General features: G+C 70.8%; 11 protein-coding genes. 3 read left to right on the forward strand and 8 right to left on the reverse strand.

All coding sequences use genetic code 11. The features are described from left to right. Positions 1-109 precede the first annotated feature (109 nt). Together BST11_RS16395 and BST11_RS16400 are read right to left on the reverse strand one after the other, a co-directional pair. Positions 110-2,539, reverse strand: a complete 2,430-nt coding sequence (locus BST11_RS16395; protein WP_142276396.1) for an ABC transporter permease — start codon at positions 2,537-2,539, stop codon at positions 110-112. A gap of 95 nt (positions 2,540-2,634) precedes the next feature. Next, complete coding sequence (locus BST11_RS16400) at positions 2,635-3,327, reverse strand: ABC transporter ATP-binding protein (protein WP_083139020.1); 693 nt, start codon at positions 3,325-3,327, stop codon at positions 2,635-2,637. A 302-nt stretch (positions 3,328-3,629) separates the two neighbouring features. On the opposite strand from BST11_RS16400, the gene BST11_RS16405 reads away from it, so the two are divergent. Next, positions 3,630-5,039: a WS/DGAT/MGAT family O-acyltransferase gene (locus BST11_RS16405; protein ID WP_083138987.1), complete on the forward strand. Its 1,410-nt coding sequence runs from the start codon at positions 3,630-3,632 to the stop codon at positions 5,037-5,039. Here the strand turns inward: BST11_RS16405 and BST11_RS16410 are convergent. The 4 genes from BST11_RS16410 to BST11_RS16425 all read right to left on the reverse strand — a co-directional run bounded on the left by BST11_RS16410 (position 5,029) and on the right by BST11_RS16425 (position 7,857). Beyond that, complete coding sequence (locus BST11_RS16410) at positions 5,029-5,967, reverse strand: alcohol dehydrogenase catalytic domain-containing protein (protein ID WP_083138988.1); 939 nt, start codon at positions 5,965-5,967, stop codon at positions 5,029-5,031. The two genes, BST11_RS16405 and BST11_RS16410, sit on opposite strands and share 11 nt — an antisense overlap. After that, a complete protein-coding gene (locus BST11_RS16415) occupies positions 5,964-6,410 on the reverse strand; it encodes a hypothetical protein (protein WP_083138989.1) in 447 nt (148 codons plus the stop codon). The genes BST11_RS16410 and BST11_RS16415 overlap by 4 nt, the downstream gene beginning before the upstream one ends. Positions 6,411-6,515: 105 nt before the next feature. Then, a complete protein-coding gene (locus BST11_RS16420) occupies positions 6,516-7,187 on the reverse strand; it encodes a TetR/AcrR family transcriptional regulator (protein ID WP_083138990.1) in 672 nt (223 codons plus the stop codon). A gap of 79 nt (positions 7,188-7,266) precedes the next feature. After that, positions 7,267-7,857 carry a TetR/AcrR family transcriptional regulator gene (locus BST11_RS16425; RefSeq protein ID WP_244897681.1) on the reverse strand — a complete coding sequence of 197 codons (591 nt, stop codon included), beginning with the start codon at positions 7,855-7,857 and terminating at the stop codon, positions 7,267-7,269. Positions 7,858-7,904: 47 nt separating this feature from the next. Here BST11_RS16425 and BST11_RS16430 point away from each other — a divergent pair, with 47 nt between their 5' ends. Further along, the gene (locus tag BST11_RS16430) at positions 7,905-8,438 is read left to right on the forward strand and encodes a class I SAM-dependent methyltransferase (protein WP_083138992.1); all 534 of its coding nucleotides are present in this window, start codon (positions 7,905-7,907) and stop codon (positions 8,436-8,438) included. A 77-nt stretch (positions 8,439-8,515) separates the two neighbouring features. After that, positions 8,516-9,352 carry an enoyl-CoA hydratase-related protein gene (locus BST11_RS16435; protein ID WP_083138993.1) on the forward strand — a complete coding sequence of 279 codons (837 nt, stop codon included), beginning with the start codon at positions 8,516-8,518 and terminating at the stop codon, positions 9,350-9,352. A 20-nt stretch (positions 9,353-9,372) separates the two neighbouring features. Here BST11_RS16435 and BST11_RS16440 read toward each other — a convergent pair whose 3' ends face one another. Together BST11_RS16440 and BST11_RS16445 are read right to left on the reverse strand one after the other, a co-directional pair. After that, a complete protein-coding gene (locus BST11_RS16440; RefSeq protein WP_083138994.1) occupies positions 9,373-11,043 on the reverse strand; it encodes an FAD-binding protein in 1,671 nt (556 codons plus the stop codon). Continuing rightward, on the reverse strand, positions 11,040-12,362 hold the full coding sequence (locus BST11_RS16445; RefSeq protein ID WP_083138995.1) for an aromatic ring-hydroxylating oxygenase subunit alpha: 1,323 nt from the start codon (positions 12,360-12,362) through the stop codon (positions 11,040-11,042). Before BST11_RS16445 ends, BST11_RS16440 begins: the two co-directional genes overlap by 4 nt. Positions 12,363-12,370 lie beyond the last annotated feature (8 nt).

The following is a 12,370-nucleotide window of genomic DNA, read 5'->3' on the forward strand; positions in this document are numbered from 1 at the left end:
CCGCGCTGCTGCCGCTGGGCTTCTGAGGCCCGCGCCGGGATTGCCACCGGGTCGTGGTCTGAGCGGGGAAACACGGCCCCACGGCAATCTCGGCGCGCGGGGGAGGCTCCTACTCGACGCTGACGGCACCGATGATGTTGAGCCGCGCGGCGCGGCGCGCCGGCGGCACCGAGCCGAGCAGGCTGATCGCCAGCGCGCCGACCGCGAAGCCCACCGCCGTCGCGCTCGGATGGAAGGCGACCCGGAAGTTCATCAGGTCCCCGCTGACCAGGCTGAACAGCCACTGGTCCGCGCTCCCGAACAGCAACCCCAGCACGCCGCCCACGATGCCGATGCCCGTCGCCTCGGCGAGCACCATCCGCAGCGTGAAACCGCGGCTGGACCCCATCGCCCGCAGCACGCCGATTTCGCGGCGCCGTTCGAGCACCGACAGCGTCAGCGTGTTGAGCAGTGCGACCGCGGCGACGAACACGACGATGATCCAGACGGCGTTGGCGATGAACATGCTCTGGTGCATCGGGGCCTGCAGGCCCGCCAGCTTGGCGCGGCCGTCGTACACGTAGTTCGGCGCCGGCACCACCCGGCGGACGTCGGCCAGCAGGCGGGCGGCGTCCGCACCCGGGGCCGCGGCGATCTCGAGCGTCGTCGCCACGTTTTGCCTGTCGAACCAGGAGCGCATCTGATCGAGGCCCAGCCCGACGGTGCCGATGACCGTCGAGAAATACGGGACCAGCGCCAGCACCGTCGCCTGCCGGGCGCCGTGCGGCGTCTGCATCCGCAGTGGCTCACCCACCCGAACGTGCAGGGCGTTGCCGAGATTCTGCGAGAGCACCACGCCCCGCCCGGCGAGCACCTCCTCGCGCACGGATGGGTCGAGCGCGCGGTACAGCGGATCGGACGTCGTCGCGGAGAAGCCGTCGAGCATGACGCGGGTGCCGCCCACCTCCGCGAACCCGGACGCGCCCTCGGTGACCCGCCGGACGCCGGGCAGCGCGGCGACCTTCGCCGAAATGCCTTGCGGCAGCGCATCGGTGGGGTAGCTGTCGGGCGGATTTGCGCTCACCCAGACGGGGACGTCGGCGACCGGGGAGAAGATGCCCGTCGCCGACCGGATCATGTCGGCGTTGGTGCCGGTGATGGTGACGGTGGTGACCACCGCGATGAACACCGTCATCACGGTGGCCCATACCCGCCGCGGCGCGCGTTCGATGGTCGCCGCCGCGAGCGCGCCGACCGAGCCGAACACGCCGGCCGTCGCGGCCGTGGCGTCGACGATGGGCACGGTGAGCGCGAAGCTGAGCGCGACCTCGGCGGAGAAGACCCCCGACATCGCGACGAACGCCCACCCGCCGTGCTGGGTGACGACGACCCCGATCGACACCGCGAAGACGGCGACGGCCGCGAGCCCGATCGCGGTTCGCAGCCAGCGCGGCACGCGGTCGGTCGCCGAAACCCCCACCGGCGCCAGCGCCTCGATCGGCACGACCTTGTACACCTGCCGCGCCGCCATCGCCGACGCGACCACGCTGGTGAGCGCGGTCACCGCGACGGCCGCCGGCACCGCGTAGCCGGGCAGCCCGTAATCGATGTGGGCCTCCAGGCCCTGGGTGACGGCGGGGGGCAACCGGCCGATCGCGCCGCGGCCCAGCAGTATTCCGGCCGCCGAGCCGATGGTCCCGCCGAAGACGCCCAGAATCGCCGCCTCCGCGAGCATGTCGCGGACGATCATGGCGCGGCGACCGCCGATCGCCCGCAGCATCGAGATGACCGGCCGGCGTTGGGTGATCGCCATGGTCATCGTGGTGTAGATCAAGAACGCGCCGACCATCAGCGCGACCATGGCACCCATCAGGGCCATGTAGTTCATCAGCCTGACGCCGTCGCCGGCGCGGCTGGCCCGCATGCCGGGTTCGGCGACGATCGCCCGGCCGCCCACCGCGGCGGTGACCGCCGCGCGGACCCGGGCGGGGTCGGCGCCGGGCTCCGTGGTGATCAGGATCGAGTCGAGCCGGCCCTGGCGCCCGATGATGTTCTGCGCCAAGGCAAGTGGGGCGAGGACGTAGTGCCCGCCGTTGAGGGCGGCGGCCTGCTCGCCCGCGAGCACCTCGCCGACGGTCACCGAACCCGAACCCAGCTGGAACGTCGCGCCTTTGGGGCGGCCGACGCCCGGGCCGACGCGGACCGCGTTCGGCGGCGCGGGCGGGGCGGCCCCGGGTGGGGCGTCGTGCAGGGCGTCCCTGAGGGCGCCGCCCAGCGCGGCGAGGCGCTCGTCGGCGCCGAACAACAGGACTCGACCCGGCGGGCCGTCGGCGACGAGAGACGCGGTGGCCGCCGTCGTCCGGATCATCGGCACCGCGGCGGCAACCCCGCGCACCGCCGCGACGTCGGCGGCCACCGTGTCGGAAAATCCCGCGTCGGTGATGCCCGACACCTCCAGGGAGGCGATGCCCGCGACCCCGTCGGCGAGCCGGTTGACCGATCCGGTGATCGACCCGAAGATGCCGAACACCGCGACCAGATACATTGCCGAGACCGCCATTACGGCGATCGAGGCGACCGTGCGGCGGCGGTGCACGGCGAGTTCGCGGAGGCTGAACAGGCGCAGCCGGCCCGCCGCGGCGCCGACGCGCGTCCTCACACCAGGACCCCGCGGTCGGAGCTGACCCGGCCGTCCTGCAGCGTGATCACTCGATCGGTCGCGTCGGCGGCGTCCGGGTTGTGGGTCACCATCACCACGAGCCGGCCGCGGCCGGGCTCGTGCGCCACCTCGGCGAGCAGCGCCAAAATCGATGCGCCCGTGGCCGAATCGAGGTTCCCGGTCGGCTCGTCGGCGAGGATCAGTGGCGGGTCCATCATCAGCGCGCGTGCCACGGCGACCCGCTGCATCTGGCCGCCGGACAGCTCCGCGGGCCGGTGCTCGGCGCGGTGGGAAAGCCCGACCCGGTCGAGCAGCCGCATCGCCTCGGGTTTGGCCCTGCCCAGGCGGACGCCGGCGAGCAGCTTGGGCACCGCGACGTTCTCCCACGCCGACAACGCCGGCAACAGATTGAAGAATTGAAAGACGAAGCCCACGCGCCGGTGGCGAAACCGCGACTGCTGCTCGTCGGACAGGCGGCCGATCTCCTCGCCGTCGAATTCGATCGAGCCGGAATCGGGGGAGTCCAGTGCGCCCAACAAATGCAGCAGGGTGCTTTTTCCCGCCCCCGACGGGCCGACGACGGACAGGAACTGCCCGCCGTCGAGGCTCAGGCTGACCCGGTCGAGTGCCCGCACGGTTTGACCGCCGACGCGGTATTCGCGCACCACATCGCGCAGCTCGATGGTCAGCAGCCGGTGCCTGGGAGTGCTGCAGGTGTCGACCCGTCTGGACATGATCCTCCCGCGCGGCTGGTACGTGGGATAACGAGACCGCGGCGCGATCGGTTCACCGTGGCGGCGCTGCGGACGGTGCCCGCCGGCCACGAACCGGCCACGAACCGGCCACGAACCGGCCACGAACCGGCGAAAAAATTGACGCAAACGACTTTTCCCGACCCTGGTATTCGCCCATTCACTGTGCCTAGACTTTGTGGGGTTAGGGCGGGGATTTACTAGTGACTAGTCGAGCGGGCGGCTATGGAACGACGGCTATGGAACGACTAAGCGGACTTGACGCATTCTTTCTCTATTTGGAGACGCCGACGCAACCGCTGAATGTGTGTTGCATTTTGGAGCTGGACACCTCGACCATGCCGGGCGGCTACACGTATGGCCGCTTCCGCGCCGCGGTGGCCAAGCGTGTCGCCGCGATGCCGGAATTCCGGATGAAGCTCGCCGACACGCAGCTGAACCTGGATCACCCGGTGTGGGTGGACGACGAGGACTTCAAGTTGCGGCGCCACCTGCACCGCGTCGCGGTGCCGGCGCCGGGAGGGCGCCGCGAGCTGGCCGACATCTGCGGCCACATCGCGGGGCTGCCGCTGGACCGCGATCACCCGCTGTGGGAGATGTGGGTCATCGAGGGCGTCGCCCGGGCCGGCGCGGTCGCAGTGCTGCTCAAGGTCCATCACGCCTTGGTCGACGGCGTCGCCGGCGCGAATCTGCTGGCCCAGCTGTGCAGCCTGGAGGCCGATGCGCCATCACCGCAGCCGGTTCGCGGCGCGGGTCGCGCCAATCCGCTGCAGATCGCCGTGAGCGGGCTGATGGGCTTCGCATTGCGACCGTTGCGGCTCGCCACCGTGGTGCCGGCGACAATGCTGACGTTGGCGCAAACGGCGCTGCGGGCGCGCGACGGCCGCGCCATGGCCGCGCCGTTCTCGGCGGCGCCGACCCCGTTCAACGGCGCCGTCAGCCGCCGCCGCAACATCGCCTACACCCAACTGGATCTGCGCGACGTCAAGAGGGTCAAGGACCGGTTCGGGGTGACGGTCAACGACGTGGTGGTGGCGGTCTGCGCGGGCGTGCTGCGCCGGTTCCTCAGCGAGCGGGGCGAGCTGCCCGAGCAACCGCTGGTGGCCACCGTGCCGGTGTCGGTGCGCGACAAGACGGACCGCCCCGGCCGCAACCAGACCACGTGGATGTTCTGCCGGGTGCAGACCCAGATCAGCGATCCGGCCGAGCGCATCCGCTGCATCGCCGCGGGAAACACCGCCGCGAAAGAGCACACCGCGGCCATGCCCACCCTGCTGCACGACTGGACGCAGTTCGGCGGGCCGACGGTGTTCGGCGCGGCGATGCGCATCCTGCCCCGCATCCCGATCTCGCACAGCCCCGCGTTCAACCTGATCCTGTCGAACGTTCCCGGCCCGCAGGCGCAGTTGTACTTCCTGGGCTGCCGGGTGGACACCATGTATCCCCTGGGCCCGATCATCGGCAGCGCCGGGCTGAACATCACCGTGATGTCGCTCAACGGGGCGCTCGGCGTCGGCATCATCGCCTGCCCCGACCTGCTGCCCGAGCTGTGGGGCATCGCCGACGCGTTCCCCGAGGCGCTCAAGGAGCTCCTGGAATGCCCCGTCGACGAGCGCGTCAACGATCCTGCCGACGGCCTCAATCCATAACGGCGACGATCCGGCCGATCACCTCGCCGCTCTCGAGGCGTTCGATCGCGGCCGGTATGTCCTCGAAAGTCGTTGTGCTCGTGAGGATCGACAGCGCGCCGCTGGCGATCAGGTCGATCACGGCCAGGAAATCGACGGGGCGCCCGCCGCGGGCACCGCGCAGCGTGACGGCTTTGAGCACCAGCTCGGCGGTGGAGATCGTGGCCTCGTCGCGGCCGAGGCCGACCTGGATGACGCGCCCGCCGGAACGCACGGCGCCGATCGCCCGCGCGGTGGTGGTTCCGAACCCCGCGAAATCCACGATCATGTCGGGGTCGAACGCCGCGAGATCGCCCGCGTCGGCGACGGTTTCGAGCACGCCGCCCCGCTTGGCCAGGCCCCAGGTCTCCCGCTTCGGATCGGCGGCGTACACCTGCGCCCCCGCGAGGACCGCGATCCGCGCGCCGGTGAGTCCCAGGCCGCCGAGACCCACGACGCCGACGCGCTCGCCCGCGCGCAGCTTGCCCGCGCCCATCACCGCGCCGTAGGCGGTCTGGCCCGCGTCGGTGGCGGTGGCGGCCTGCACGAAGTCCACCGCGTCCGGCAGCTTCATCAGGCCGGCGGCGTCACCGACGAACTTGTCGGCGAAGCCGCCGTCGATCGACCAGCCCGGCGTCTGCCGGCCGCCGAAGGCCGCGACCCGGTCGCCAACCCGCAGGTCGACCACGCCGGGGCCGACTTCGGCCACGACACCGGCGAGTTCGTGGCCGAGCACGAGCGGCAGCCGGGCCAGCATCGGCGTCAGCGTCCCGTCGAGGAAGCCGACATCGCTGTGGCAGATCCCCGCGGCGCGCACGTCGACGACGGCCTGCCCGGCGCCGGGGCGCGGGTCCTCGCGCTCGATGCGGCGCAGGGGCTCGTTGGCGGCGGTGAGCAGCCACGCCTTCACGGTGCGCCTTTTCCCCTGCGCACCGCCCGCAGCACGCCGCGAACCGTGTACGCGGCGGTCACCACCGACAGCAGGATCAGCAGGATGAACATCGGCAGCCAGTTGCTGCGGCTGTGGTTGACGTCCCACCAGATCACCGTGAACAGCAGCACACACAGCAACAGCACCGCGTCGCGCCAGTTTCCCTGATACGACTGCGCGGCCCTGCGCAGCGCGCGGCTCCTGTCGAAGGAGTCGACCAGGTCGTCGATGCGGGCGTCGATGGTGCGTTGCAGCTCGGCGCGCCGCTGGGTGGCTTCCGGCGGCAACCGGTCCAGAAGCTCCATGTCCTGTTTGATCGCCGCCCGGTAGTCCGGGGCCTTGAATTGCCCGGCCGCGACGGCCAGCAGCGCTCCACCGAACACGGGCGCGCTGTTCAGCGCGATCTGTCCCAGACCGACCACATCCGCTCCTTTGGTGTCGTGAGTTTGGTGTCGCGAGTTTTGGTGTCGCGAGTTTTGGTGTCGCGAGTTGCCCTGGCCCGCAGGGTGTTACGTATCAGGGCGCCGTCATGACGCTTTGGACGGGCGGCGGCGCGCCCGGGCGGGCTCGGCGCCCCGAAGCGTGTCCATCGTGCGCACCAGCTCCGGATAGGCGATGGCCGGGCCGATCCAGCGGGTGAGATAGCGTCGAAGATCGGCTCCGGTGCGGGGCGGGCGGCCCGGATCGGCGAGGAAGGAGTGCAGCAACCTGAGGGTGAATTCGTTCAGTTCGTGCAGGCCGGCCTCGTCGAAACCGTAACGCTCCCAGTCGATGTCGAAGCGGTGCAGCATCGAGCGCCCGAACGCCAGCGCGGTGTCCGAAACGATCGAGACGGCCTGCCCGCCGCGATGGCGCCGGTTCAACACGAATTCGACCTGGTTGTCGGAGGCCAACTGTTCGATGGCGTAGGCCATTCCCTCGGTCACGGCCACGACCGGGTCGGTGACGTCTTCGAGGTGGGTCGCCAGACGTTCGAGAAAGCCGTCCGCCGAACGCATCGCGCTGGCCACCAGCAGCGCCTGGGTGCCGGGGAAGTAGCGGTAGACGGTCTGGCGCGTCACCCCGACGGCGCGCGCCACGTCGGCGATCCGCATCGCCGGGCCGCGTTCGTCGATGATCCTGTCGGCGGCGTCCAGGATGCGCTCGATCGCCTCCTCGTCGGAGGCGGGTGTGTTTCCTGCCCAACCGTGGCTGCGCACAGCTCGGATCATAACGGTTGTCGGCGCGCCGGACGCACGGATGACGCATCGGACCGCAATCCGGTTGGGGCGCAGGACGTTAGGTGACCGATGCGCCCAGGATGAGCTTGACGGCCTCGTCGAGCTGTCCGGCGATCTCCTGGTAGCTGACGAACCGGGCGGTCATCAGCGCACCGGCGAACGTCATCTGCAGGGCGGACTTCACCGGGCGCGGCCACCCGGGCCCCAGCGCGACCCCGATGCGTCGGGACACCTCGTCGCCGATCTGCCCCCGCAGGGGCGTGACCGCCGGATCGTCGGCCATCAGCGCGGTGCCGCAGGCGGCGGCCAGCTCGGGCTCGTCGGCGACCACCAGGGCCATGTCGCGCAGCGTCGCGCTGACGCGGGACGCGGTCGCGTCGGTGCCGTCGGTGCCGTCGGCGCCGCCTCCGTGCACCGGCAGGTCGCGCAGCACGCGCAGGTAGACCGCGGCCACCAGCGCGCTCTTCGACGGAAAGTAGGTGTACGCGCTGGCCGGCGACACCCCCGCGCGGGTCGCCACCGCGCGCATCGTCAGGTTCGCGTACGACGACGCGCGCAGTTCCTCCAGCGCGGCGTCGAGGACTTTGCGGATCGTCTGCGCCGGGCGGCGGTCGGAGCGGCGGGCCGGGCCGGCGCCGTTGTCGGGCACCGGCTCAGTGTAGAAACGGATCGAGTGGCCGAGCGGAGGTGGCGCCTGTGGCGGAGGAGGACCGGCGCCGCTGGGACGAGCGGCATGCCACGCGGGCGCCGGCGGGGGCGGTGGAGGCCTTCCTGGCGCGCCACGCGTCGGTGTTTCCGCCGGCGGGCCTCGCGCTCGATCTGGCCTGCGGGCAGGGGCTGGGCGCGGTGTGGCTGGCCCGCCGCGGCTTGGACGTGTCGGGGTATGACGTGTCCGCGGTGGCCATCGGCCGGGCCCGCGAGTCGGCCCGCCTCGCGGGCGTCGGCGAGCGCTGCCGCTTCGAGGTCTTCGATCTCGACGACGGCCTGCCCCCCGGGCCGCCCGCCGACGTCATCCTCTGCCACATGTTTCGGGACCCGCGCCTCGACCGCGCGATCGTGGAACGCCTGGCGCCGGGCGGGCTGCTGGCGATCGCGGCGCTCAGCGAGGTCGGGGCCGCGCCGGGACCGTTCCGCGCGGCGCCCGGCGAACTGCGCACCGCGTTCGCCGAACTCGAACGGGTCGCCGACGGGGAGGGCGACGGGCAGGCGTGGTTGCTGGCGCGGCGCTGACGGTCGCCTCGCGGCCGACCGTTCGCGATCGAGCCTGCGCTCGTCGCGGGCTCGAAACCCCGGTAGTGTCCCCGAGCATGGAGCGCCGCGTGCTCGAAGCGATCATCTATGAACGCGAACCGCCGATTGCGCGGATCATCCTGAACCGGGTCGACAAGGCCAACACCAAGGACGCCGTGTTGGTCACCGAGGTCGACGACTGCCTGCACGAGGCCGACCGCGACAAGGAGATCAAGGTCGTCATCCTCAAGGCGAACGGCAAGGGCTTCTGCGGCGGGCACGTGGCCCGCTGGGCCCCGGAGGAAAACCCCTACCCGGACTTCGGCAACACCTTCGAGGAGCTGTACAAGGGCACCGCCGACCTCTTCCTGTGGCCGACGCTGTACCTGTGGGAGTTCCCCAAGCCGACCATCTCGCAGATCCACGGCTACTGCATGGGCGGGGGGATTTACCTGGGCCTGCTCACCGATTTCTGCGTCGCCTCCGAGGACGCGTATTTCCAGATGCCGCTGGCCCAAAGCCTCGGCGAGCCCGGCGGGCACACCATGATCGAGCCGTGGCTGCTGATGAACTGGCACCGCACCATGGACTGGCTGCTGCTGGCGCCGACGCTGTCCGCGCAGCAGGCGCTCGACTGGGGCCTGCTCAACAGGGTGGTGCCGCGCGAAGACCTGGAAAGCACCGTCGAGGAGATGGCGCGCAAGATCGCCCAGATCCCGCTGACCACGCTGATGGCGGTGAAGAACAACGTCAAGCGGGCCTGGGAGCTGATGGGGATGCGCGTCCACCTTCAGGTCAGCCACATCCTGACCAACATGGTTGGCGCCGCCTCCGACGTTCAGGCGCGGCGGGCGGAGCTCATAGAATCGGGAATGAAGCCACGCGATTTCGTCGGCCGCGACGAGACCTCGTAGCGCGCCTCCCGCGCTCGCTGTTACCTGCCGGCGGCGTGCCGGGCCGCGACGTAACCGAACACCATCGAATTGGCGATGCTCGCGCCCGCACCCGGATACGTGCGGCCCATCACCGTCGCGGTGGTGTTGCCGGTGGCGTACAGGCCCTCGATCACCAGGTCCTGTTCGTCGAGGACCTGGGCGTGTTCGTTGGTGAGGACCCCGCCGCACGTGCCGACGTCGGCCGGGAAGACCCGCGTCGCGTAGTACGGTGCGCGGCCGAGCGGGCCGACGGCGGCGTTCGGGCGATGGCCGGGGTCGCCGAGGCAGTCGTTGTAGGCCGACTGGCCGCGCCCGTAGTCGGGGTCGAGGCCCTTGACCGCGAACCGGTTGAACCGTGCGATGGTGTTCGCGAGTTCGTCGGCGGGAACGTCGATCTCGCGCGCGAGGTCGGGGATGCTGTCGCCGTGCTTGACGGCGCCGCCCTCGACGAGCTGGCGCGGCAGGCGCCGCTTGAACGGGTTGGTGCCGGCCACGTAGCGGCGCACGTACCCGTCGTCGAAGACCATCCAGCACGGCACCGCCTTGTTGGCGTACATCGCCTTGCCGACTTCGACGTAGGAGTTGGACTCGTTGCAGAACCGCCGCCCCGTCGAGTCGACGTAGATGGCGCCGGGGCGCTGGCGCCCGGAACCAAGCGAGGCGGCCGCGGCGCCGCCGTTGGCGATGAAAACGGAAGGCAGCCACCAGGCCTCGTCCAGCAGGTCGGTCTTGGCGCCCAGGCGCATGGCGGCCTGCAGCGCCTCGCCGGTGTCTCCGGCGTTGGCGATCGACCACTGGCCCTCGTTGGGCTGGTCGCCGCTGTAGCGGCGGCGCATCTCCCTGTTGTGGCTGAATCCGCCCGCCGCCAGCAGGACTCCCTTGCGGGCCGCCACGTTCAGCGACGCGCCGCCGCGGGTAACGCGGGCGCCGACGACGCGGCCGTCCTCGACGACGAGGTCGTCCAGCGCCGCGCCCGTCCACAGCGGCGGCTGCCCGTCGCTCAGGTCGATGAGCGCCTTGAGCAGCTGGCCGATGAGCGAGGAGCCGTTGGTGAGGATCTGGCGGCGACGGGCCCGCGCGGCGGCGGTGCGCAGGAACACCTTGGTGGCGACCGCGAACGCGCGCGGGGAACGGTTGTAGTACTGCACCGAACGCAGTTCGTTGGTCAGCATCACATACCCGTAGTTGCGGGCCAACGGCGGCTGCACCTTGTCGCTCCAGTCACCCAGCTGCGCGGCGTCGAAGGGGACACCCTCGATCGCGCGGCCGGATTCGTTGCCGCCCTTGTGGTTCGGGTAGTAGTCGCTCCACCCGTCGCAACGGACCAGCCGCACGCCCTTGCGGATCAGGAAGTTGATCATCGCGTAGCCCGCGGTGAGGAACGCCTCGCGGCGCGCGGGCGAGGACGCCGCGCCGATGTCGCCGACCACGTCGGCCAGGTAAGCCAGCCCGTCCTCGTGCGAGTCGGCGACGCCCTCGGCGCGCATCAGGGGGTTGTTGGGCAGCCAGACGATGCCGCCCGAAAGCCCCGTCGACCCACCGACCAGCGCCTGCTTCTCGAGGATCAGCGGCTCCAGCCCGCAATCGAGCGCGGCCAGCCCGGCCACCATGCCGCCGCCGCCGCTGCCCGCGACGAGCAGGTCCACGGAGCGGTCCCACCGCGTGGTCATGGCGCCCCCAGCCCCAGGTCGACGATGGGCACGTCGATGGTGGTATTGGTCTTCTGGATCGCGGGCACCAGCGCCTCGTACGGCAGGCCGGCGAGGAAGCCGTCGACGACGCGTTCGAAGTTGGAGATCAGGCCCTCGATCCGGCTGGACAGTCGCATGTACTCAAATCCCTTGGAGTGCAATCCCCTTTGCTGTCTGGGCAGATTGGAGAAGTCCTGCGCGGGAATCGGGGGCCAGCGCGGGTCGTCGGGCGCCATCGGCTCGGGTGGCGTGGGTCTGCCGGTGACCTGGTCGGGCGGGATGCGGGTGAGCGACCAGATCTCGAACAGCGTCTCCTCCGGGGCGAGCGGGCGGATCCGGTAGGAGGAGGCGCTGCTGTATTGCGGCAGCAGAAAGTAGTGCGGGAAGCAGAAATTGATCGCGTCGACGATGCCGCGGCGGTCCAGCTCGTTGAGGTCGGGCATGTCGCAGCCCCGGGCCCGGTGCCAGCTGACGATGGCGTCGTTGAGGGCGGTGCGCCAGGTGGCCGTCGCCGCGGCCGGGTCGGCCGGCAACTCCATGGTCTGCAGGCCCTCGGCGATGCGGACGTCGTTCTCGTGGATCATGCCCCCCATGCCCTCGCCGAGCGTGCGCATGAAGTAGAGGTTGGTCTGGGCCAGGCCAGGCCGGCGTGTCGTCTCGGGCTGCGAGGACGGCAGCAGCTGCGGGTGGGTCTGCGGGACGTGGTAGCCCTCCATGAACGCCGCGGTCGCCAGCCGCCAGTTCACCGGAAGCCGGCACGCCTGCCACCATTCGACCCGCAGCGACTCCACCTTCCAGGCGTCGTAGATCGACGCGAACGGCTCGAAGCAGTCCCGCAGCGGCGGGGCGTCGTCGTCGAGGTTGATCCACGCGCAGCCGCCCCACAGCTCGCACCGGACGGAAACGAGGCGGAGGTCGTCCGGGTCCAGGTTGTGGTCGTCGAACTCCTCGGGGCGCAGCACGAACGTGTTGCGGCCGTCGATGCCCCAGCACCAGCCGTGGAACGGGCACACGAAGGTGCGCCGGGATCCGTTACCCTCCACCAGCTTTACGCCGCGGTGGCGGCAGGCGTTGTGGTAGGCGCGCACGGTTTCGGCGTCCACCCGGACGACGATGACCGATTCGTCGAGGATCTCGTACTCGACGTAGTCGCCGGGCTTGGGGATCTCCTCGAGCCGGCACGCCATCTGCCACACGCGCGGCCAGAGCCGCTCCTTCTCCAGCGCGAAGAACTCGGCGTCGTAGTAGCGCTGCTTGGGAATGCGGTCGGCGGTCTGCACCGCCCACGGTACGTTCATACCCATCC

The sequence above is a fragment of the Mycobacterium alsense genome (assembly GCF_002086635.1).
Taxonomy (GTDB): Bacteria; Actinomycetota; Actinomycetes; order Mycobacteriales; family Mycobacteriaceae; genus Mycobacterium; species Mycobacterium alsense.

What these genes read in the sequence shown, in the direction of transcription:
- BST11_RS16395 (WP_142276396.1), bottom strand. Translation starts at nt 2,539, where the DNA reads ATGGCGGTCTCGGCAATGTATCTGGTCGCGGTGTTCGGCATCTTCGGG.
- BST11_RS16405 (WP_083138987.1), top strand. Translation starts at nt 3,630, where the DNA reads ATGGAACGACTAAGCGGACTTGACGCATTCTTTCTCTATTTGGAGACG.
- BST11_RS16435 (WP_083138993.1), top strand. Translation starts at nt 8,516, where the DNA reads ATGGAGCGCCGCGTGCTCGAAGCGATCATCTATGAACGCGAACCGCCG.
- BST11_RS16440 (WP_083138994.1), bottom strand. Translation starts at nt 11,043, where the DNA reads ATGACCACGCGGTGGGACCGCTCCGTGGACCTGCTCGTCGCGGGCAGC.
- BST11_RS16445 (WP_083138995.1), bottom strand. Translation starts at nt 12,362, where the DNA reads ATGAACGTACCGTGGGCGGTGCAGACCGCCGACCGCATTCCCAAGCAG.